Here is a 24,277-nt window from a genome sequence, read left to right on the forward strand (position 1 = left end):
TCACGAATCTAAATAGTTATAGAACTCATGAAAAAGTCCCTTTTTTATAAAGATGGGTGAGGAGCGTTAAAGCTCCGCAAGGGAGATTCTAGTGTTCTCGTGTGTTACGGAACTGAATATCTGGCCAGCGTTCTTGCATTAACTGCAAGTTTACACGGCTTGGTGCAAGATAAGTCAGATGACCACCGCCATCTACCGATAACTGATCATGCGCTTTTTTCTTGAACTCATTGAGAATTTTTTCATCATCACAATGGACCCAACGTACCGTATGAACACTGACAGGCTCATAAATACAGTCAACTTTATATTCTTCTTTCAAACGATAAGCGACCACATCAAACTGTAACACACCGACTGCACCGACAATCAAATCATTACTAATTTGAGGCATAAATACCTGTGTTGCACCTTCTTCAGATAACTCTTTCAAACCTTTTTGCAATTGCTTAGATTTGAGCGGATCACGTAACCGAACTCGGCGGAACATTTCAGGTGCAAAGTGTGGGATACCTGTGAAATGTAATTTTTCACCACTGGTAAATGTATCGCCGATCTGAATCGTACCATGGTTATGCAAACCGATAATGTCTCCAGGCCAAGCTTCTTCCAAATGTTCACGTTCACCCGCAAGGAAGGTTAATGCATCGCTAATACGTACATCTTTACCGATACGCACATGATTCATTTTCAAGCCTTTTTCATATTTACCTGAGCAAATACGCATAAAGGCAATACGGTCACGATGTTTCGGATCCATATTGGCTTGAATTTTAAAAACAAAACCAGTGAAACCCTCTTCATTGGCATCTACTGTACGTTCTTGTGTTGGGTGTGCTTTTGGTTCTGGCGCCCAATTGATAAATGCATCAAGCACATGATCTACTGCAAAGTTTCCTAAGGCCGTACCAAAAAGTACTGGCGTTTGTTTACCTTGTAAAAATAATTCACGATCAAGTGGTTCATTGGCCATTTGAACTAACTCAAGTGATTCTTCAAAAGAAGCCCAAGCTAATTCACCCACTTTTTCACGAATATCAGCATGATCATAACCATCACGCACCTCAATGTCAGTAATCGTCGAGCCAAAACCTGCTTTATAAACATATAACTTGTTTTCAAGTAGGTTATAAACCCCTGCAAAGTCACGCCCCATGCCTAAAGGCCATGTAATTGGGACACAGCGAATATTCAAAACGTTTTCAATTTCGTCAAGCAATTCTAGAGGCTCGCGAATTTCACGGTCCATCTTGTTGACGAAGGAAATGATCGGTGTGTCACGCATACGACACACTTCCATCAATTTAATCGTACGTTCTTCGACACCCTTAGCACCATCGATGACCATTAATGCAGAATCTACTGCGGTCAAAGTACGATAAGTATCTTCAGAAAAGTCTTCATGCCCAGGTGTATCAAGTAAGTTAATGGTATGACTTTTAAAAGGGAATTGCATGACAGAAGTGGTAATCGAAATTCCACGCTCTTTTTCCATTTCCATCCAGTCAGATGTCGCAGCACGATCCGACTTACGACTTTTAACCATTCCAGCAACCTGAATAGCTTTGCCCCATAACAGAAGCTTTTCGGTCATCGTGGTTTTACCCGCATCGGGGTGGGAAATGATCGCAAAGGTACGTCGTTGGGCAACTTGTGCCGCTAATTCGTCTTTAAAACTCATGAGAAAAATCTTCAATATGTACACAGTTACGTACACATGACTCGATATGTACCATAACTGAAAAGTGAGAATTCGAAATTGGCACAATTGTAGCAGATTTAGTGAACTTGTTTATTGATTGTTGATATGTACCAAGTTATCCACACAAAGCTTTATTTGTTAACAACCGAATGGCTTTATTGCACAAAGCTATTCTTGAAGGCTTCTTCAGCAATATAATTTCCAGATGAAGAAGTCTGCACCTAAAATCTACCGTACAACCAATTGGTCTTCGTATAACCAAGCTTTAATCAAGCGAGGAAATATTTCAATCTGGTTTGATTCCAAGACCAATGGTATGCACAGCCACAAGGCAAATACGGACGAAATCAAACTTATTCCGATACAGCGATTCAATGCTGTTTAATGATCAAATCTCTATTCCGTCTTTCTTTACGCATGGTCCCAGGCTTTGCTCAAAGCCTGATTAAACGCTGTGGTTTGAATTGGACAGCACCAGATTACTCCCCGCTCTGTAGACGACAAAAGCATATTGATATTGCGATAGGCTATCAGAAAAGTCGTGATGGGTTGCACCTACTCGTCGACTCTACAGGGTTAAAATTTTTAGGTGAAGGCGAATGGAAGCGTAAGAAACATCAGCCTGAATATCGTCGCTAATGGCGCAAACTTCATATCAAATACGAGCATTTCATCTCACAACAAACAATGTGAGTGATTCACAGGTGCTTGGTGATTTGCTTGATCAAATTCCATTGGATGAACGAATTGATTCAGTCGATACAGATGGTGCTTATGACACAAAGCACTGCCGACAAGTCATTTTAGATTGAGATGCACATGCAGTCATTCCACCTAGGAAGAATGTAAAGCTTTGGAAAGATAAGAAGTTGAGATATTTAGAGAGAGGAATGAATTATTAAAAACAGTCAAACGGCTAGGTAGGTCACTTTGGAAAAAATGGTCTGGTTATCATCATCGAAGTTTAGTGGAAACCAAAATGCATTGCATCAAATTATTAGGTGATAAATTAACAGCAAGGAGTTTTCCTAGTCAGGTGAATGAGATTCATGCATGTGTAGCAGTTTTGAATAAATTCACAGTATTTGGTCGACCTCATACCCAAGTTGTCACTTGAATTTAGCTCAATTAGGATAGCATTGTCTTTCAAACCTTTGTGCAACAAAGCCTATGTACGACGACAACTTATTTGTACATAAAGCCTATATTTCCGCCTATCCGACAAATAGTTCAGTTATAAATTGAAATTATTATTAAGAATCATTATTATTCTCAAAATTTTTCTCATATCTGTGTGAACGATTATGTCTTTTATCAAATCACGTAAGAAATTAGTATCTTCCGCAATTGCATCTTCACTCTCCGTGATTGCAGTACCAGCCATCGCTCAAGATCAGCCAGTACAACTCCCAACGATTCATGCACAAGCACAACAAGAACAAGGTTTAAAAGTAGACCAATCATCTAATCGTAAATTCGTTGCTCCTCTTTTAGATACCCCAAAATCAGTTTCAGTTATTTCAAAACAATTGATTGCGGATACTCAAGTCACGACTTTAAGCGACGCACTTCGTACAGTTCCAGGGATCACTTTAGGTGCTGGTGAAGGTGGTAACCCAAATGGTGACCGTCCATTTATTCGTGGCTATAACTCAGAAAGTTCAATGTATGTAGATGGTGTCCGCAACGCAACTTCTCAAAACCGCGAAATGTTTGCTGTTGAACAAGTTGAAGTCACCAAAGGTTCTGCTTCCTCTTTAGGTGGTGCTGGTTCTGTTGGTGGTAGTGTGAATATGATTTCTAAGGTTGCTAAAAAAGGCGATGCTTTAGAAGGCTCGATCTCAGGGGGTACAGATAATTATGCACGTATCACTTTAGACGGAAACAAAGATTTCGGTAATGGTATCGCAGCACGTGTCATTGTGATGGGTCATCAAAACGAAAAAGCAGGTCAACAAGATGGTGCTGAATATAAACGTGCAGGTATTACACCAAGCATTACCTTTGGTCTAGATGGTGATACAAGAGCAACTCTAAGCTATTACTATTTAAAATCCGATGATACGCCTGACTCTGGAGTACCTTATAATTATGATGCTATAAAAAAAGCAACAGTAGGCAAACCAGTAAATGTTAAACAAGGTATTTATTATGGTTTACATAGTCGCGATTTCCAAAAACAAGAAAATCAAATTGGTACTATTAAAGTAGAACATGATTTAACAGACAACCTAACGCTAAGTAATACGGCTGTTTTTAACAAATCAACTAATGACTACCTTTGGACTCAACCAGATGATTCTAAAGGTAATGTATTGAATGAGAAAGTTTGGCGTCGCATTAACTCACGTATTACCGATACTGATATTTTTACTGATCAGCTTTCTTTAACTGGTCGATTTAATACTGGTGCAATCAAGCATAAATTTAGTACTGGCGCGGAATATAGCGATCAAAAATCAGATAAAGGTAGCTATACAACAAAGTACCCAGGTTATACAGGAACAACAACAGGTGGTTTTAATAGTGATTGCAAAATCAATGATGCATGGTGTACATCTTTAACAAACCCTAACTCAAAAGATGAATGGTTAGGCTCTATTATTGCAAACCGTAATACAACAACGACCACGACTAAAGTTACATCTATCTACTTATTAGATAATATTGAATTTAGCCCACAATGGTTACTTGACTTGGGCGCACGTTGGGATAAGTTCGATACAAAACAAGTAACTAATGCAACTGGTGCGAAGATTGAAAACAAGAAAGATTTTTTTACGTATCAAGCTGGTATCACGTTTAAACCTGTTGAAAATGGTTCGATTTATACAAGCTATGCAACATCAGCTAACCCTGTAGGTGTTGATGGTGGTGATGGTTCTGAAGCTATCGGCCAAGCATATATGGATTTGAAGCCTGAAGAAGCACGTACCATTGAATTAGGAACGAAATGGGATCTTCTCAGTGATCGTTTAAACCTGACAGCTGCAATATTCCGTACCGAAAAGCAAAATACACGTATTCAACTTGATGCTGGTACTTATACGAATGGTGGTGAAAGTAAAGTTGATGGTATTGAACTTACCGCAACTGGTAAAATCACTGATAAATGGGACATTACCGCTGGATATTCTTATTTAGACAGTGAAATGACCAATCCAGGCCCATCATGCACCCGTACTGGTGTATGTACTTATCCAAACCCAGCTCAAGGCAAACAATTACCAAACGTTCCAAAAAATAGCGCTACGCTGTGGACAACTTACAAAGTATCACCTCAACTAAGCCTAGGTGCTGGTGCATTAGGTATGGATAAAGTTTATGGTGATACAGCAAATACTAAATATGTGTCTGGTTATGTTCGCTATGATGCAATGGCACGTTATAACGTAAACAAGAATGTTGATTTACAGTTAAATGTAAATAATTTATCTGATAAACGTTATTTCACTAAAGCTTATCAATCACACTATGCCACTGAAGCGGAAGGTCGCAGCGCAGTATTATCAATTAACTTCAAATACTAAGACCTAAGAAGTCCATCGTTAAACGATGGATTTCAATGAAAAAATAGCCTCATGATGAGGCTATTTTTTAATCACCACATAATGGATAAACATTATAAATTGCATTGATTGACACATTTCGATAACGCTTAGAATGAAAGATTTTTACTTCCGCCCCAAAATGCTCCAAGATGCGCCCTGCCTCCATTACTGCTAGGTGACTATAGGAACGTTCACGATTCGAACCATACAACAATAAAATGCGTGGTGCATGATTCAAGGGTTGCGCTTGCACTTTTTCTAAAGTGGGTTGATCAATCAAATTCATATCTACATTTGGAAGAGTCATCACAATTACACCGATTTAAAATACTTTTTTCTGAGCCATAAAGACACACTGACTAAAGCAATCAGCACAGGCACTTCAACCAATGGACCAATCACAGTGGTAAATGCCACAGGTGAAGCTAAACCAAAGGTCGCAATGGCGACAGCCAATGCCAATTCAAAGTTATTACCTGCGGCAGTAAAAGAGATTGCGGTGGTTTTAGGGTAATCATTACCCATCCATTTGCTCATAAAGAAGCTCATGAAGAACATCACAACAAAGTAAATCGTCAATGGAATCGCTATACGAATCACATCGAAAGGTAAGCTCACGACATCAGCACCTTTTAGGCTAAACATCGCAACGATCGTAAACAGTAATGCCAACAAACTTAAAGGACTGATCTTCGGCAAAAAGACATCTTGATACCAAGCGAGACCTTTGGCTTTCACTAAAATCAATCGCGTCATGAAACCAAGAAAAAAAGGAATGCCCAAGTAAACCAGCACCGCATGGGTAATCGTCCAAAAATCTACATGGATGACTTGTCCTGCAATACCAAAATAAGGTGGCAAGAAAGTGAGGAATAGCCAAGCATAACTACTAAAGAATAAAATCTGGAAAATACTGTTAAAAGCCACCAATGCCGCAACATATTGATTATCACCACAGGCTAAGCCATTCCACACCAAAACCATCGCAATACAGCGTGCTAAGCCAATCAAAATTAAGCCCGTCATATATTCTGGGTAGCTGTGTAGAAAAATAATCGCTAATCCAAACATCAAAATAGGCGCAATAATCCAGTTTTGAACCAAAGATAAAGTTAAGGTTTTTTTATCTTTAAATACTTCAGGCAACGCCGCGTAATCAACCTTTGCTAAGGGAGGATACATCATCAAAATCAAACCCATCGCAATTGGAATATTGACGGAATCCACACTCATTTTGTCTAAAGCAACAGAAGCTTGAGGTAAAAACACACCGATCGCAATTCCCATCCCCATGGCAATAAAAATCCATAGGGTTAAGTTACGATCTAAAAAGGATAATTTTTGTTGAGCCATGATGTTCTCATTCAATATCTGAGATGTGATTGATTGCAGCAATCAATTCAGGACGAGACATATTGGTGGTATCCAATGCAAATAAAGCATCTAAACGGCGGTTGATATGATCTACAGTTACTTGGAATGCCTGTAATTTTTCTGGTTTAGGTACATCTAAATGTGAAGGGTCAGCCAAGCCCCAATGTGCTTTGATGGCACTGCCTAAATAAAGTGGGCAAGCTTCCTGAGCCGCAGAATCACAGACCGTAATCACCACATCTGCCTGATATTGTTCACAGTCATCAATGGTTTTACTCCACAAACCATCAGTTGAAAGGCCTAAGTTTTCAAGCGTTTCAATCGTCAGTGGATGAACCTGTCCAGAAGGCTTACTACCTGCACTATATGCTTTCCAATTTTCAGGTGCACGACTGTTAAAAAGTACTTCGGACAAAATGCTGCGACAGCTATTCGCAGTACATAGAAAAATAAATTTCATGCGCTATTACTCACAATAACTTTTAATTTGGAGAGACTGAGATTGGTTACTTGCGGAAGTTTGTTCACGTACCAAGAGATTGAGTAATTCATGACACCAAGCAGGCAACTCTGGATGAATGCTGTAATACACCCACTGGCTTTGTCGTCTGTCTTGCAATAAACCTGATGAACGTAATAACGCTAAATGTCTAGAGATCTTTGGTTGACTGAGTTGTAATTTTTCAGTCAAGTCACACACACATAATTCTTTATGCTCAGCAACTAAAGTGACAATATTGAGACGTGTTTCGTCCGCTAAGCATTTAAAAAAATTCACTTGATCCATCTTCACTTCCTATTTGCTTATATGAATATGTAAATTTCCATATATAAAAGCCAAATTTTTAATTTACGCGTTGCCCATTTTCATCAATCACCTGCTCACCATCCTCTTTAGTAAAAGCACCCTTCTGTGCAAATGGCAAAATATCTAAGACAGCTTCGGATGGACGACTCAAGCGAGTTCCTAACGCCGTCACCACAAATGGTCGATTAATCAAAATAGGATATTCCAGCATAAAACTGATCAATTGCTCATCGGTCCAATCTTCACGATCTAATGCTAGATCACGATAAGGATCAACATTCTTACGAATCGCTTCTCTAACCGTTAAATTGGCATCTTGAATCAGTTGAATCAACTCACTACGCGTAGGCGGTGTAATCAAGTATTCAATAACATTTGGCTCAATTCCTGTATTACGAATCAAAGCCAATGTGTTACGTGAAGTTCCACATGCTGGATTGTGATATATCGTCACATCTAATGAAATTGCCATCGAATTAAGACCTAATTAATTTTTAAATTCTTTATATATGAATTTTCATATATATGCAAATTCATATATCCAACACCTCGATTAAATCAGTTTACCTGCTGTCTCTTTTTCCAAAACTTTAAAATTCAATCGTGTAAATTACAGAATATTGTCTCAAGTTGATCATTTTGGAATACAAGTTAAGCAAATGAGTCACTGAGCTTAGAGACTTTTTCTTCTAATATGCGGCTACACAGTTGTAACCATAGAGTTCTTGCACGATGACTCAATTGCCTAAAGTTAAAGATACCTTTGTTAATGCTAAAACAGCCCAATCAATCTTAAAAACGCGTGCGGGTAAGCAAGCTGCACAAGTATTTTCAAATGCGGCAGATCGTTTCTTGAGGGGACATCAACTGGCATTGTCAGGAAAAACACCTTTTGAAGTCGTTTATGAACGTGAAATTATTAGCTTACGGTTTTACAAGGCAAATGTAGAATCGGGTGAAAATAAACACCGTGTACCACTCGTTATTATTCCCCCATTAGCAGCGAATACCTTAGTGTTCGATTTGTTTCCTGATCGTAGTCTCATTCGTTACTTTCAAAGCCAAGGTTTTGATGTGTATATGATTGACTGGGGCACACCAAGCCGTAAACAAGCTAAATATAATTTCGGTACATATATCAAAATCTTTATGCCCGACTTTATCAGCAAAATTCGTGAACATAGCGGACAACAACAACTATCACTGTATGGTTGGAGTCTCGGTGGAGCTATCTCACTTTGCTATACCTCATTATTTAAAGATAAAAATATTAAGAATCTAATGATTTTGGCATCACCAATTGACACTCATCAATCAGGTTATATTGGCAAGCTTTATCAAAAGTTAAACACACCAGCGCAATGGGTACGAACCAATACTAATTTTCGAATCCGTCAAATTCCGAGCCGCTATTTCCATATTCATGGTTGGCAAAATACGCTTGGATTTAAGCTCACAGATCCAGTAGGTAATTTTAAAAATTATTGGCAATTACTGAAAAATTTGAACGATCGACAATTTGTCATTAATCACGCAACATCAAGTTCGTTTGTTGACAATATGCTCGCCTATCCTGGTGGTGTAATGCGCGATATTATTTTACGTTTCTGGATTGATAACGAACTTTCGACAGGTCTCGTGAAATTTGGAGATCAAACTGCTGATTTTAAAGATATTGAATGTTCACTACTTGCTGTTGGTGGGGATACTGACATTATTGTGACTGCAGAAGCTGTACGACCATTAATGGATTTGATCAGTAGCCAAGATAAAACCTTTGAAATCGTTCCCGGTGGTCATATGGGTTTGGTTTCAGGTAGCCAAGCACCACAAGTAGTTTGGCCTGTAGTTAGCGCATGGTTGCAACAGCGCTCAAATTAAGTGCTTATAATTGCTAAAATAATCAAGGCTGTGAATCTCTTTTACTTGAAAAGATATGAGCAGCCTTTTTCGTGAATAGATGATATAGATATCGTAAAGTCAAAATAAATTAAGCAAAGTTGTGACGATTCAACACTAAATTTTCAACATTTACAGGTATACCCAATAAATAACCTTGCAATTGATTACATCCTAAATTAGTCAAAATATCAGCTTGTTGCTGTGTTTCTACACCTTCAGCTGTGACGATTAAGCCTAACCTAGCGGCAAGGTGAATGATACTTTCTAGAATTGCTTCTTCTTTCGAATTTGGTTGTAAATCTATGAGAAAACCGCGATCAATTTTAAGCTCATCAACAGGCAGATCTTTTAAATATAAAAAGCTTGAATAGCCAGTTCCAAAATCATCAATGGCGATCCGAATTCCCAACTTACGTAAGCGTTCTAAAGTGCGAATACTTGAATCAATATGATGCATTGCTGTTGATTCAGTGATTTCTAAAATAAGATTGTGGGGCTGAATTTGATATTGTTCTAAGAGCTGTTCTAATACGTTAAAAAGTTTTTTATTTTCAAATTGTAATGCAGATAAGTTGACGGCAATTGGATAAAAAGGACTATTACTTCGTTCCCATTTTTGAATCTGCTGACAAGCTTGCTCCAATGCCCAATAGCCCATTGGAATAATTAACCCTGTTTTTTCAGCACCTTCAATAAACATTTGAGGAGTCAACAAACCTAAGCTTGGATGCTTCCAGCGAATGAGCGCTTCAACACCACAAACTTGATAATTCGCAGTGAATTTAGGCTGATAAAATAAAACAAATTGCTGCTCATCTACCGCTTTATACAAATCATTAATTAATTTGGATTGACTACGGACATCTTGCTGATCTGTAACGGAATGGAAAACAGTAAACGTATTCCGCCCCTGTTCTTTAGAGGCCAACATTGCTACATCTGCATTAATTAATAAATCCTGAACATTCGTACCGTGCTCAGGATACATCGCGATTCCCAAACTTGCAGAAATATTAATTTCTTTTGTCGCGATCAGATATGCTTCTTGAATAAAATGCAGAACTTCTTCTGCCAGTAACATCGCTTCATTAAGATCAGTGTTTTCAGAGACCAGTACAAACTCATCACCACCAATACGAAATAGCTTATGGCTTGAACTTAATTTTTCATGTAACCGATTAGCCATTTGAATTAAAAGTTGATCACCAATATGGTGTCCAAAAGCATCATTTACCGATTTAAAGCGATCTAAATCTACATATAAAAATGCTGCTTTTTCTTCTCGTAAACGATGATGGCTGAAGATTACTTCTGCATAATCTGTCAAATATAATCGATTCGGCAACTTTGTTAATGAATCATGTAGTGACTGAGTTGCTAATTCTTTATTTATTCTAACTAATTGTTGATTACGCTCTTCTAATCGGGCTTCTAAAACTGCGACAGCAAAACCAGCGACAAACACTAAACTGGTAATAAAAATAATGGTAAATAATAAAACGGCTTGCTCTGTTTGTGCTGAACCAAGTGCTTCCACAAATCCTGTATCAAAATAAGTGGCTGCCATACCCGTGTAATGCATACCTACAATACTAAAAGCCATCAATATTGCAACGACAGCCTTTAATGCAGTTTTATATTTAACAGCGGTTTTATATTTAAAAACAAATAAACAGCTCAAACCAGAACCACATACAGCGATGAGTACTGAACAAATCACGAGTAATGGATCATATCTCAATTGATGGTGCTCAACTGAAAGCGCCAACATCCCCGTGTAATGCATTCCAGATATCCCTAGCCCTAAGAATAATGCACCTAAAATCAGACGTGGCATAGGTAAAGTAGGTCTAGTCGTTAGCCAAACAGCAAATACCGAAGCAGTTGCGCCTATCAAATATGAAAGCACAGTCAAACTAATATCAAAATGATAGCCTTCAGGTAAATGGCTCGCAAGCATTCCAATAAAATGCATTGCCCATATTGCCAAGCCTAAAGTCAACCCACTCGTTACTAAAATGCTTTTCTCAAACTTTTTATAAGCAGCTTTAAAAACGAGTTCTTCCATTGAAACTGCAGCATAACAAGTCGCTACTGCAACCAAAATGGAAACGATGACCCATGTGCTATCGTAATCAACGTGAACCATAAAGGACTTCCATGATTATTCAGTACTTTTTTTTATTTGTTGAGCGAATTGCTCGAAATCAGAACGATCATTAACACTCAAAAAAGATACAAATTGTGTATTCATAAACTTTCCTTAACAATAACATCATCTAGCATAAGGTCAAGTCTTTTTCATTTTATAAATCAATAGAATAAAAACATGTAATCATTTCAAACCAATGAAAAGACTTGCTTTTTTATTGTACTTTTTTACCGAAAGACCAATTTATTTTTGCTAGGTGTTTTAGTATTTAAGTAGTTACTTCTTATTTGTTTTAAACTGCACGATGAACTTAAGTCTCATTGCAGTTTTGTTGTTTTTGTCATGTATTAAGTACGATGTAAAGTACTTGGCTTATAAATATCTTATGCCTTTTTAATGTCAGTATTGTTATAACTCTGTTATCAACAGCATTAAAAAACCTCATTTATCAACAAGAGGTTTCTTTTAACTCAGAGATAAAACTTAGTTTTCTCTTTGTCTACGATTTTGTTTGCTTGAATCCCGAGTAGGGTCTCCTACGCAAGGAGCAGGGAAATAGAAAAGCATCGCTTTTCCCCTGTGCAAGAGTAGAGCTATGTTTAACCAATGCGTAACATTAGAATGATCCAATAAAAAACCCTTGTAAAAACAAGGGTTTTTTTAAAGATTAAACTAGAACTTAGTTTTTCTCTTTATCAACGATCTTGTTCGCTTGAATCCAAGGCATCATCGCACGTAACTTATTACCCGTTACTTCGATACCATGCGCAGCGTTTTGACGACGACGAGCAGTCATAGATGGGTAATTTAACGCACCTTCTTGAATGAACATTTTTGCATATTCACCAGATTGGATACGTTTTAATGCATTACGCATTGCTTCACGAGACTGTTCGTTGATTACTTCAGTACCGGTCACATATTCACCGTACTCAGCGTTGTTAGAAACTGAGTAGTTCATGTCAGCGATACCGCCTTCGAACATTAAGTCAACGATTAACTTAAGTTCATGTAAGCATTCGAAGTAAGCCATTTCTGGTGCATAACCAGCTTCAACCAAAGTTTCGAAGCCCATTTTAACCAATTCAACCGCACCACCACAAAGAACTGCTTGCTCACCGAATAAGTCAGTTTCAGTTTCTTCACGGAAAGAAGTTTCGATGATACCTGTACGACCACCACCTACACCTGAAGCGTAAGAAAGCGCTACGTTACGTGCATTACCAGAAGCATCTTGGTGAATTGCGATTAAGTCAGGAACACCTGAACCACGTTGATATTCAGAACGTACAGTATGACCTGGTGCTTTTGGAGCAACCATGATTACGTCTAAATCTTTACGTGGAACAACTTGGTTATAAAGAATAGAGAAACCATGAGCAAATGCTAAAGTCGCGCCTTCTTTAATATTCGGCTCAATCACATCACGATAAAGTTGAGATTGGAACTCATCTGGAGTCAAAATCATCACTAAGTCAGCTTGAGCAACAGCCGCTGGAACTTCAGATACTTTAAGACCAGAATTTTCAGCTTTTTTCCAAGAAGTAGAACCTGCACGTAAACCAACAGTTACGTCAACGCCAGAGTCTTTCAAGTTAAGTGCGTGAGCATGACCTTGTGAACCATAACCAATGATTGCAACTTTTTTGCCTTGGATGATTGATAAGTCACAGTCTTTATCGTAAAAAATTTGCATCTGTTTTCTCCGCTAAAATTTTTGTCATTTCCCTTGTTTTACAAGGATAGATCCTTTGAAACTTCCCAATTCTTGCATTTCTATATGAAGAATTGGGGAAGCGATTAAATACTTAAAACTTTTTCACCACGTGCGATACCAGACACACCAGAACGTACAACTTCTAGAATGGTATTTTCAGCAAGTGCATCAATAAAACCATCAATCTTTTCAGTTGTACCTGCGATCTGAATCGTATAAGTGGTTGGTGTTACATCAACGATTTGGGCACGGAAAATATCAGCTGTACGCTTAATTTCCGCACGAGCGGCACCTAAAGCTTTCACTTTAATCAACATAAGCTCGCGCTCAATATGTGCACCTTCTGACAAATCAACCACCTTAACCACTTCAACTAATTTATTCAGTTGTTTTGTGATCTGCTCGATTTTGTGATCATCGCCATAAGTTGTCAGCGTCAAACGAGATAAAGTTTCATCTTCAGTTGGCGCAACGTTTAAAGTCTCAATGTTGTAACCACGTTGAGAGAATAAACCGACCAAACGAGAAAGCGCGCCTGCTTCATTTTCTACAAGTACAGAGATAATGTGTCTCATGCCGTGCGCTCCCCTTTACCTAACCACATATCTTTCATCGACTGACCTGCAATCAACATTGGATAAACATGTTCTGTACGATCAACCATGACATTAATGAATACACATTTATCATTAATTGCCATTGCTTCAGCCAGTTTAGATTCCAATTCATCTGCATGATTGATTTGAATACCTACATGACCATAAGCTTCCATCAATTTTGCAAAATCAGGTAAAGAATCTACATAAGAGCTTGAATGACGCCCTTCATAGTTCATGTCTTGCCACTGCTTCACCATGCCTAAAGCTTGGTTATTCAAGCAAAGAATTTTTACATTTAAGCCATATTGCTTACATGTTGATAATTCTTGGATACACATCTGAATTGATGCTTCACCTGTAATACACACGACTTGTTGATCTGGGAATGCAAGCTTCGCTGCCATTGCATACGGTAAACCAACACCCATCGTGCCTAGACCACCAGAGTTAATCCATTGGCGTGGACGTTTGTATTTGTAGTAGTTTGCACCAAACATTTGGTGCTGACCTACGTCAGACGTAATGATCGCTTCACCATTGGTCACACGATCAAGCGCTTCCACCACTTGTTGTGGTTTCATTTCACCATTTTGAGCTGCTTCATAGCGTAAGCCATGAACTTTACGCCACTCATTAATCTGAGACCACCATTCAGCAATTGCTTCCGGATTTGGCTTAGACACATTCATCTGTTTAAGCTGAGCTAACATTTCTTGAAGAACTGGTTCAACAGCACCAACGATAGGAATGTGCGCCATGATCGTTTTAGAAATGGTCGCTGGATCTATATCAATATGAATCACTTTCGCATTGAGACAGAATTTTGCAGGGTTATTGGTTACACGGTCATCGAAACGCGCACCAATGGCCAAAATCACGTCTGCATTATGCATCGTCATATTGGCTTCATAAGTACCATGCATCCCTAACATACCCACAAATTGTGGATCATTACCTGGGAAAGCACCTAAGCCCATCAATGTATTGGTTACTGGATAACCCAATAGATGCGCAAGTTCAGTCAATAGTGCAGAAGCATTACCTTGAACAACACCACCGCCCGTATAAATAATTGGGCGTTTAGCAGTGATCAGCTCATCAATTGCTTTGCGAATTTGACCTGAATGTCCACGTGAAGGCGGTTGATATGAACGCATCTTCACTTTTTCAGGATATTCGTAGGCAAATTTTTCTGCTGGATTGGTGGCATCCTTAGGAATATCAACAACCACTGGACCTGGACGGCCAGAAGCTGCGATATAGAATGCTTTCTTAATAATTGCAGGAATTTCGCTGGCATGACGCACTTGGAAACTGTGTTTTACGATTGGACGAGAAATACCAACCATATCTGTTTCTTGGAATGCATCTTCACCAATTAGGTGACTTGCAACTTGTCCTGACAAAATCACCATTGGGATTGAGTCCATATAGGCAGTTGCAATAGGAGTAACAGTATTTGTTGCACCTGGACCAGAAGTCACAAGAACAACACCTGTTTTACCAGTTACGCGCGAGTATGCATCTGCCATATGACCAGCAGCTTGCTCATGACGTACAAGGTAATGATTAATTTTGTCTTGTTGAAAAAGCGCATCATAAATATGTAAAACTGCGCCGCCTGGATAACCAAAAACATGCTCTACGCCTTCGTCCGCAAGCGCACGAACGAGCATTTCACCACCAGATAAAAGTTCCAACGTGATTCACCCTAGTGTTAGTACAATTTATGGGAGACATAAATTGTATTTTCATTCATTAACTTATGCACTTTTCTAAGTGTGCGTATTCTACTCGTTTTTGCTGCAATAGGAAAAATTTTCTGACTCATCAGCCGTATAAGCTGTTATTACATCTCGAATCAAAACATGTTGGGATAAACATATTTCAAAAAATCATTCTCTCGGCTAGAAAGAATGTCCATTGCAAACCATGACATTTATTCGAAGGGTGATCAAATAAGCGCATATAAAACTAAGCAAGCATTTTTGTTGCTTTCATACACAAAGTCAAGAATAAAGAAAAGGTTTTTTTAGAATAATTTTTAGCTGTTGTTTTTTTAATCTCTCAGTTCAAGGTGATTTATCGATCCAAATGCCCATTTATCAAAAAACTATTTTCTTTTTATACAAAAATAGGCATTGTGATTGGCTAATTCAAACATTTTGATCGAATATAGACGAAATTCTTTTGGGGGAGATCAAATTATGAAACCATCATATTTTAAAACAAGCCTATACGCTGTCGCAACTACGACTCTGCTTCTTTGTTCTAGCCAAAATTATGCTCAGCAGTACTACAAATGGATGGATGCTAATGGTTCAACCCATTACACCACGACGCCTCCACCAAAAGGAGCAAAACGATTAGATAAAATTTCCACTTATGGAAGTAGCACTCAAAATGCAATCCCGCAGAAAGCACAGCAACCTCAAAACGAAAATCAACCGTCTGAAAGTCAACCCAATCAAAATATGACTCGACCACCAATAGATGAAATACCTCAAGCGCCTGCTGCTGCACCACCTATTCAAACACCTGTCACAGCGCCAGTGAGAGTAAAACCAAATCTTTAGACTGTTTTAGTCGGTTCAAACAAGGTGACTATTTTAGATTTGCCACCTTGTTTGGGTAAAATAAAAATATTATTAAAAAACAAATTAATATATCAATACTGTTTCAATATTTACAGATTATTATGAGGGCTGTATTGAAAGCATCTTCATCTAAAAAAGAGAGCCTTTAACAAATTCAAAGATACTCACTTTTTAAAAATACCCCAACTGGTTTCCACTCGCATCATTTAGAAGATAAAATCCTCAGCTAAAAACTGACATCCGCCCCTATTTTGCGCTATGCTGTGCGGCAATCTTAACTTTAATTTTTGTTGTATCGCATATCCCTATGACGACTTCTCACATTGACTCCGAATATCAAGCAAGTGCCATTGAGCCTCAAGTTCAACAAGACTGGGACAATCGCAAAGTTTTTAAAGTTGCAGACACTGTAGAGGGCAAACATCGCTATATCCTGTCGATGTTCCCCTACCCAAGTGGCAAACTGCATATGGGGCATGTGCGTAACTACACCATTGGTGACGTGATCAGCCGTTTTTATCGTTTAAAAGGTGAAACGGTATTACAACCCATGGGTTGGGATGCATTTGGTTTGCCTGCTGAAAATGCAGCGATTGCACACCAAGTTGCACCAGCAAAATGGACTTTTGAAAACATCGCATATATGCGTGACCAATTAAAGAAATTGGGCTTGTCCGTCGATTGGGATCGTGAGTTTGCGACCTGTACACCAGAATACTACCACTGGGAACAATGGTTATTCGTACAACTTTATAAGAAAGGCTTAATCTATCGTAAGCTTTCAACCGTGAACTGGGACCCCGTTGACCAGACTGTACTTGCGAATGAACAAGTTGAAAATGGTCGTGGCTGGCGTTCTGGTGCATTGGTTGAAAAACGCGATATTCCAATGTACTACTTCCGCATTACCGACTATGCACAAGAATTATTAGACGATTTAGACACATTAAAAGACGGTTGGCCACAACAGGTCTTAACCATGCAACGTAACTGGATTGGTCGTTCGACAGGGATGGAAATCACCTTCCCTTCTGCCAATACTGAAATTTATGCAGATGGTCTAACTGTTTATACCACGCGTGCTGATACCTTGATGGGTGTGACCTATGTTGCTGTTGCAGCAGAACACCCTATGGCACTTAAAGCGGCTGCCCTCAAATCAGAAGCAGGCGATCCTGAACTTGCTGCATTTATTGAAGAATGCCGTATGGGTTCAGTCGCAGAAGCTGATTTAGCCACTGCTGAAAAGAAAGGCATGGCAACAGGCTTATTCGTGAAGCATCCAGTTACAGGTGAAGATCTCCCTGTTTGGATTGCGAACTATGTGTTGATGTCATACGGTTCAGGCGCTGTAATGGCAGTTCCTGCACATGATGAGCGTGATTTTGAATTTGCCAATAAATTCAATTTAGCAATCAAACAAGTGATTGATGCCAAAGGTGCTGATGATGCTGAATACTCAGCAACTGAATGGCAAGAATGGTATGGTTCTAAAGAAGGCAAATTGGTAAATTCTGGCGAGTTTAATGGTTTAGCATTCCAAGCCGCTTTTGATGCCTTCCTTGCAAAATTAGAACCACAAACTTTAGCGAATGCTAAGGTTCAATTCCGTTTACGTGACTGGGGTGTTTCTCGTCAGCGTTACTGGGGTTGCCCAATTCCAATGATCAACTGTAATAGCTGTGGTCAAGTCACCGTTCCAGAAGATCAATTGCCCGTAGTATTACCAACTGACGTCGTACCAGATGGTTCAGGTAATCCATTGAACAAGATGCCTGAGTTCTACGAAACCAAATGCCCAAGTTGTGGTGGCGATGCACGTCGTGAAACCGATACTTTGGATACGTTCGTAGAATCATCTTGGTACTATGCACGTTATGCATCTCCAGACTTTACTGGCGGCATGGTAAAACCTGAAGCGGCGCAAAGCTGGCTTCCTGTGAATCAATATATCGGTGGTGTAGAGCACGCAATTCTGCACTTACTTTATGCGCGTTTCTTCCATAAGTTGATGCGTGATGAAGGCGTGGTACAAGGTAATGAACCATTTACCAACTTGCTCACTCAAGGCATGGTTTTGGCAGACACCTTCTACCGTGAAGCAGAGAGTGGCAAAAAAACTTGGTTTAACCCTGCTGACATCGAATTAGAACGTGACGAAAAAGGTCGCATTCTATCTGCGAAATATTCAGGTGATGGTCAGGAAGTTGTGATCGGCGGACAAGAAAAAATGTCTAAGTCGAAAAACAATGGTATTGATCCACAAGCCATTATTGATCAATACGGCGCAGATACTGCTCGTGTCTTCATGATGTTTGCTGCACCACCTGATCAATCATTAGAATGGTCAGATGCAGGTGTTGAAGGCGCAAACCGTTTCTTGAAACGTGTCTGGCGTTTAGCAGCGGGTTTCCTTGAAAAAGGCAATCAGGCGACTGTGATTGATACTGCAAATCTTTCTACAGACGCACAAGACTTACGTCGTAAAACGCATGAAACCATCCAAAAAGTGGGTGATGACATCGAACGTCGTCATGCGTTCAATACTTCTATTGCTGCATTAATGGAGTTATTGAATGCGACCAATAAGTTTGAAGCAAAAGATGACAATGATGTAGCCGTTGCACGTGAAGCAATTACAACTTTATTGACCTTACTTGCACCATTTGCACCACATTTAAGTCAAACACTTTTAGCACAGTTTAGTATTGATATTAATACGACACTGTTCCCACAAGTGGATGAATCAGCGTTAACCCGTAATACGCAAACGATTGTTGTACAAGTGAATGGTAAACTTCGTGGTAAGTTAGACGTCGCAGTCGATATCTCTAAAGATGAGTTATTGGCTTTAGCAAAAGCACTGCCAGAAGTGCAACAATTCTTAACTGGTCCAACCAAGAAAGAAATTGTCGTTCCGAATAAACTTGTTAATTTAGTGGTTTAATTTTCTGCTTAGACTCCCTCTCCTCTCAGGAGAGGGCTAGGGAGAGGTTATTAGCTTCATCCTAACCCTTCTTTAAAAAGAGGGGGGATTAAAAGCAATAAACAAAACCTCATCAAAGCCCGCTGTTATTCAACGGGCTTTGATTCTAAAATGTGGTCAATTTATCAAGATTAAATCTTCCATATTTGTTGGAATATCATAAGGACAAAGCATGCATTTAGTTCAACGTGTTGCAGCAGTTGTATTAACTTTAGGTCTAAGTGCAGGCTTAGTTGGCTGTGGCTTTCATTTAAAGGGAAGCTATCCAACGACAACACCATTGGTTTATAACAAACTCACTTTGGTTTTACCTGACAATACCGATGAACTCGAAAATCGTTTAAGTATCTATCTTAGTGCTACAGGCGTACAACTCAGTAATGCCAATGATGCCTATGTACTTCGTATTTTAGATTACACGCCTCGTCGCCAGTTATTGAATGGTAAATTGACTGAAGTGCTATTACGTTTAACCGTGACTTTCCAAATCGAAGATCGCCAAGGTAATAAAATTACTGAACCACGCACACTCACCGCATCACGTACTTACCAATATGATGTGGCAACAGTAAACACCGATAACCAACAAGAAGCTTATTTGAATCGCATCGTGATTGATGATATTGCTCAGCAAGTGACACGTCAGATTGCAGCCAATCGTTTACCCAAAGCTCAACCATAATTACTTTTTATGAAGTTAGATTATGTTCAAGCATTAAAACGTATCAATGAAGCCCGTGGTGCATGGATCATTCATGGGCAAGAACCTTTGCTTGAGCAAAACTTACTTGATGCTTTTCGTAAAAGTTGGCAACAACAAGAAGTTGAACGTCAGCGTCATGACATTAGCAGTGTTAATGACTGGAAAAATGTCTTTAATGCGCTGAATAGTTTATCGCTATTTTCACAACAACTCGCCATTGAAGTACATGGCAATATCAAGCCCGACGCCAACGGCTTAAAACTGCTGAAAAACTATATTCAACATAATGAACATAACTTATTGCTGATCGTTTTGCCTAAACAAGACAGCAGCAGTTTGAAGTCTGCTTTTTTCCAAGTCGTCGAAGCAAACGGTGTGGTTGTGCAACTTGCAGCAGCGTATCCACAAGACCGACAAAAAATCTTAAATTTAGAAGCAGAAAAATTAGGCATTCAGCTAAATAATGATTCTTGGCAATGGCTGATGCAGCATCATGAACATAATTTACTCGCAGCTAAAAACAGCCTAATGCGTGTGGCAGATACCTTTCCTGATATACAAAAAATTCAGATTGAACAGCTATATGCTTGTTTGCAAGATCAATCACGTTATACCACTTATGATCTGAGCGATGCGCTACTTGCTGGTAACTTCGCGCAATCCATTAAGATTTATCAATATTTGATTGCCGCTGGTGAACCTGACAGTCTAATTTTGTGGACATTGAATAAAGAAATGCGTCTTCTAATGCAACTCTTTGAGCAGCCCCATAATGCGATACAAATTGGTATTTGGAAAACTAAAGTATCCCAATATCAACAAGCTTTACGTCGTCTAAATCCAAGACAGTTCTTGCTTTGGCCTGAACTGTTGTTGCGCATTGATGCTGCAATCAAAGGGATGTCTAAAGAAAACTCAGAGCATCTTATGCTACAGGCGGTCGGAGAGTTATGTGGCAACCGCCTGTTTCCATCATAATTTTAGCTAAATATACGAGAGAACCAGCTCTTTCCTTTGGTTTGTTCTTGGGTGCGTAAATATCGAATCATATTATCACGCACAGCATCGACATAATCCTGATCATCATGCTGTATATGATTAATCAACCATTTTGAGAGTAATCGATATAAATCATTTTCAACTGCTTCCCCTTTTTCAAAGCGTTGACGATAATCATTCAGTCTTTTGACAAATAAATCATGTATACCTTTATGCGAAGGTAAATATTGATAATTAACCTGCATTAATAAGTTTTCTTCAAAGCTAAAATGTGATTGCGTGTAATCAATTAGATCTTCCAATACGTCTTGAATCTTGGAGCGATGACCACTCACCCGAATTTCTTCTAATCTATTGATATAATCTAATATTTGGCGATGCTGATGATCAATTACATCGATACCAATATTAAAGCTTTCTTGCCATTCCATTTTATTTCCCCTGTGAATTTTCCTATCAAATCACTTGTACTTATTTGCATATTTTTTATGACTTTATTACTTAGATTAAAACCATAAAAAAAATATGGCATTAGATCTTACAATTTTTACAATCTTAAATCCATAAAAAAATTAAGGTTTTATTAAATTTATTTACCTCATATTAAAAATAAATATAAGAAATTGAAATTTATAATTATTATTTTAAAAAAACTATCCTAATAAAAATATAGGGGGTGAATTAGAGACCTAACTCATTTTGAATGAATGATATAATTCAACCTACTTTAAATACATAAACGTGATCTTTTCTGAATCAAGATCGTCTCATCTATAGAACTCAATAGGTCATCAATCACCGTTAGATCAATCATCAGCAGCAAGTCAAAATTCACTCAATATTTCTCAATTTTTAGAGTAAATTATGCTGAGATCATCTCAATAAAATATAATGACATAGGATAAGAATACGGATCATGCAGCAGCTCAGCCCCATCGAAATTGGAAGAATTAAAAGTTTATTCTCAAAAGCCGATAGCCTAATTATCAGTGCGGGTGCAGGTATGGGCGTTGATTCAGGTCTGCCCGACTTTCGAGGCAATCAAGGCATGTGGCGAGCTTATCCAGAACTCGGTAAACAACGTATCGACTTTACCGAAATAGCCAATCCAGCAGCATTTAAATTTCAGCCACATTTAGCATGGGGTTTTTATGGACATCGTTTGGCACTATATCGTCAAACCATGCCACATCAAGGTTTTAATTTACTCAAACAACTGGCTGAAAGGTTAGCACTACCCTACTTTATATTTACTTCGAATGTTGATGGGCAGTTTCAAAAAGCAGGTTTTGATCCAAACCAAATTTATGAGTGTCATGGCTCTATCCACCATCTTCAATGCTCAGAACCTTGCCAACTCAAAACATGGTCAGCAAATGAATTAACGCCTGAGATTGATCATCAAAATTGTCAATGGCTAGGAAAACTTCCACTATGTCCACATTGTGGAACGTTATCCCGTCCAAATATTCTGATGTTTAATGATTATGCTTGGGTCAGCCAAAGACATACTCAACAAGCAAGACGCTTAGAAATTTTTTTAGAAGCCCACAATCACCCTATCGTCATTGAAATAGGTGCAGGTACAGCGATTCCAACAGTCCGTTATTTTAGTGAGCGTTTCGTACCACAACTCATCCGAATCAATCCTCGTGAAGCAATACTTCCATCCAAGGAAGGAGTCTCAATCGCAGAAAATGCAGTCATTGGTATTCAAAATATTTATCAGATTCTAATCAAATAATTCCAATAAAATTTGATAATAATTATCATTCTAGATTAAAAATATCCACGTTTTATCCTTATTTCGCTTTTATACTGGTTTGAGTTTCTAAATCTCGATCTGTTGCCATGCCAAAAACAAGTTCTAAAAAAATACCATTCAGTAAAATAATAATGATCGCTATCGGTGTCGCGATTATTGCAGCCGTTGCATGGTTTTTCTTTAAACCTAAAGATCAAGCACCACAATATATTAGTGCTGAAGTCTCTAAAGGTGATATTGAAAATTCGGTATTGGCAACAGGTGTGCTTGAAGCAACCAAAATGGTCAGCGTCGGCGCACAGGTTTCAGGTCAAGTGAAAAAAATGTATGTACAGTTAGGCGATCAAGTCAAACAAGGTCAACTGATTGCACAAATTGACTCGATTCGCCAAGAAAATGAGTTGAAAACAGCCAAAGCCAGTATTCAAAATCAACAGGCTCAATTGGCGGTACAACAGGCCAATCTAGCCAAAGTTGAAGCTGAATATAAACGTCAACAAGCCATGTTTAGCCAAGATGCAACTTCACGTGCAGAACTTGAAACAGCACTAGCGAACTTTAAAACAGCACAAGCTCAAATTGCAGCAATCAATGCGCAAATTGAACAATCTCGTTTAACCCTCGCAACTGCGCAAGAGAATTTGGGTTATACCCGTATTGTTGCTCCGATGGATGGGACAGTGGTTGCCATTGTGACCGAAGAAGGTCAAACGGTGAATGCCAATCAAACAGCACCAACGATTGTGAAATTGGCAAAGCTCGACAACATGACCATCAAAGCCCAAATTTCTGAAGCCGATGTGATGAAGGTTGAAAAAGGTCAAACGGTTTACTTCACCACATTAGGCAATAGCGATAAAAAACATTACGCACAGCTACGTCAAGTTGAGCCTGCACCAAACTCAATTAACACCGAAACAACCAATACCAGTTCATCTTCATCAAGCACAGCCGTGTATTATAATGCTTTGTTTGATGTTCCAAATGAAGACGGTAAGTTACGTATTGATATGACTGCACAGGTCTATATTGTTTTAGCTGAAGCGAAAAATGTGCTGACGATCCCTGCTGCTGCCATCCAAACTAGACGTTCAAACAAAAAAGAAAATGGCAATAATTCGGTTGCAACAGATAAAGTAAAAAATACCGATACTCAAAAAATGCAACAACCGAAACGTCTCGATTTGACTGAAGCTGAAAAAGCCTTGATTGCTCAAGGTAAAGCATCCACAGGCATCGTACGAACCTTACAAGCAGACGGGACAGCTCAACCACAACCTGTGTTAATCGGCCTTAACAATCGTGTGACTGCACAAGTGCTTAGAGGTTTGAAACAAGGCGATCAAGTGGTGATTGCAGATGCAACTGATAGCTCAAACGAATCAGCAAAACGTAGCAATCAACGTGCAATGAGAATGTAAT

At 38.8% G+C, this 24,277-nt stretch carries 18 protein-coding genes and 2 pseudogenes; 9 read left to right on the forward strand and 11 right to left on the reverse strand.

Annotated features, from left to right (window positions below):
* Positions 1-88: 88 nt before the first annotated feature.
* Positions 89-1,681 (reverse strand): peptide chain release factor 3, encoded by a 1,593-nt coding sequence (locus tag O1450_RS13715; RefSeq protein WP_005218358.1) that lies wholly within the window; start codon positions 1,679-1,681, stop codon positions 89-91.
* A gap of 226 nt (positions 1,682-1,907) precedes the next feature.
* Between O1450_RS13715 and O1450_RS13720 the strand changes: the two are divergent.
* Together O1450_RS13720 and O1450_RS13725 are read left to right on the forward strand one after the other, a co-directional pair.
* Positions 1,908-2,819 (forward strand): annotated as a pseudogene (locus tag O1450_RS13720) (IS5 family transposase).
* Between the two features lie 187 nt (positions 2,820-3,006).
* On the forward strand, positions 3,007-5,232 hold the full coding sequence (locus O1450_RS13725; RefSeq protein WP_269228875.1) for a TonB-dependent receptor: 2,226 nt from the start codon (positions 3,007-3,009) through the stop codon (positions 5,230-5,232).
* 127 nt (positions 5,233-5,359) lie between these two features.
* On the opposite strand, the pseudogene O1450_RS13730 reads toward O1450_RS13725, so the two are convergent.
* The 5 genes and pseudogenes from O1450_RS13730 to arsC all read right to left on the reverse strand — a co-directional run.
* Positions 5,360-5,560, reverse strand: a pseudogene (locus O1450_RS13730) (arsenical resistance protein ArsH); the annotation flags it as partial.
* A gap of 5 nt (positions 5,561-5,565) precedes the next feature.
* Complete coding sequence (arsB, locus tag O1450_RS13735; RefSeq protein ID WP_269228876.1) at positions 5,566-6,606, reverse strand: ACR3 family arsenite efflux transporter; 1,041 nt, start codon at positions 6,604-6,606, stop codon at positions 5,566-5,568.
* A 7-nt stretch (positions 6,607-6,613) separates the two neighbouring features.
* A complete protein-coding gene (locus O1450_RS13740; protein ID WP_269228877.1) occupies positions 6,614-7,087 on the reverse strand; it encodes an arsenate reductase ArsC in 474 nt (157 codons plus the stop codon).
* 6 nt (positions 7,088-7,093) lie between these two features.
* Positions 7,094-7,414 (reverse strand): metalloregulator ArsR/SmtB family transcription factor, encoded by a 321-nt coding sequence (locus O1450_RS13745; RefSeq protein WP_046738165.1) that lies wholly within the window; start codon positions 7,412-7,414, stop codon positions 7,094-7,096.
* Between the two features lie 58 nt (positions 7,415-7,472).
* Positions 7,473-7,907 (reverse strand): arsenate reductase (glutaredoxin), encoded by a 435-nt coding sequence (arsC, locus tag O1450_RS13750; protein WP_269228878.1) that lies wholly within the window; start codon positions 7,905-7,907, stop codon positions 7,473-7,475.
* 260 nt (positions 7,908-8,167) lie between these two features.
* Between arsC and O1450_RS13755 the strand changes: the two genes are divergently transcribed.
* A complete protein-coding gene (locus O1450_RS13755) occupies positions 8,168-9,316 on the forward strand; it encodes an alpha/beta fold hydrolase (protein WP_269228879.1) in 1,149 nt (382 codons plus the stop codon).
* 109 nt (positions 9,317-9,425) lie between these two features.
* Here O1450_RS13755 and O1450_RS13760 read toward each other — a convergent pair whose 3' ends face one another.
* From O1450_RS13760 to O1450_RS13775, 4 genes are all read right to left on the reverse strand, one after another.
* Positions 9,426-11,486 (reverse strand): EAL domain-containing protein, encoded by a 2,061-nt coding sequence (locus tag O1450_RS13760; RefSeq protein WP_269228880.1) that lies wholly within the window; start codon positions 11,484-11,486, stop codon positions 9,426-9,428.
* 682 nt (positions 11,487-12,168) lie between these two features.
* Complete coding sequence (ilvC, locus tag O1450_RS13765; protein ID WP_004655853.1) at positions 12,169-13,185, reverse strand: ketol-acid reductoisomerase; 1,017 nt, start codon at positions 13,183-13,185, stop codon at positions 12,169-12,171.
* 104 nt (positions 13,186-13,289) lie between these two features.
* Entirely contained in the window at positions 13,290-13,781 is a 492-nt protein-coding gene (gene ilvN, locus O1450_RS13770) for an acetolactate synthase small subunit (RefSeq protein ID WP_005162601.1), read from the reverse strand.
* On the reverse strand, positions 13,778-15,505 hold the full coding sequence (locus O1450_RS13775; protein WP_269228881.1) for an acetolactate synthase 3 large subunit: 1,728 nt from the start codon (positions 15,503-15,505) through the stop codon (positions 13,778-13,780). The genes ilvN and O1450_RS13775 overlap by 4 nt, the downstream gene beginning before the upstream one ends.
* A 507-nt stretch (positions 15,506-16,012) precedes the next feature.
* On the opposite strand from O1450_RS13775, the gene O1450_RS13780 reads away from it, so the two are divergent.
* From O1450_RS13780 to holA, 4 genes are all read left to right on the forward strand, one after another.
* On the forward strand, positions 16,013-16,381 hold the full coding sequence (locus tag O1450_RS13780; protein ID WP_269228882.1) for a DUF4124 domain-containing protein: 369 nt from the start codon (positions 16,013-16,015) through the stop codon (positions 16,379-16,381).
* Between the two features lie 328 nt (positions 16,382-16,709).
* Entirely contained in the window at positions 16,710-19,349 is a 2,640-nt protein-coding gene (leuS, locus tag O1450_RS13785; RefSeq protein WP_269228883.1) for a leucine--tRNA ligase, read from the forward strand.
* 211 nt (positions 19,350-19,560) lie between these two features.
* On the forward strand, positions 19,561-20,070 hold the full coding sequence (locus O1450_RS13790; RefSeq protein ID WP_269228884.1) for an LPS-assembly lipoprotein LptE: 510 nt from the start codon (positions 19,561-19,563) through the stop codon (positions 20,068-20,070).
* Positions 20,071-20,079: 9 nt separating this feature from the next.
* Positions 20,080-21,069 carry a DNA polymerase III subunit delta gene (gene holA, locus O1450_RS13795; RefSeq protein ID WP_269228885.1) on the forward strand — a complete coding sequence of 330 codons (990 nt, stop codon included), beginning with the start codon at positions 20,080-20,082 and terminating at the stop codon, positions 21,067-21,069.
* 2 nt (positions 21,070-21,071) lie between these two features.
* On the opposite strand, the gene O1450_RS13800 is transcribed toward holA, so the two are convergent.
* Positions 21,072-21,521 (reverse strand): bacteriohemerythrin, encoded by a 450-nt coding sequence (locus tag O1450_RS13800; RefSeq protein ID WP_269228886.1) that lies wholly within the window; start codon positions 21,519-21,521, stop codon positions 21,072-21,074.
* A gap of 485 nt (positions 21,522-22,006) precedes the next feature.
* Between O1450_RS13800 and O1450_RS13805 the strand changes: the two genes are divergently transcribed.
* Positions 22,007-22,834 (forward strand): SIR2 family NAD-dependent protein deacylase, encoded by an 828-nt coding sequence (locus tag O1450_RS13805; RefSeq protein ID WP_269228887.1) that lies wholly within the window; start codon positions 22,007-22,009, stop codon positions 22,832-22,834.
* A gap of 107 nt (positions 22,835-22,941) precedes the next feature.
* Complete coding sequence (locus O1450_RS13810) at positions 22,942-24,276, forward strand: efflux RND transporter periplasmic adaptor subunit (RefSeq protein WP_269228888.1); 1,335 nt, start codon at positions 22,942-22,944, stop codon at positions 24,274-24,276.
* The last annotated feature ends 1 nt before the right edge of the window (position 24,277 follow it).

This window comes from Acinetobacter sp. TR11 (genome assembly GCF_027105035.1).
In the GTDB taxonomy this organism is placed as follows: domain Bacteria; phylum Pseudomonadota; class Gammaproteobacteria; order Pseudomonadales; family Moraxellaceae; genus Acinetobacter.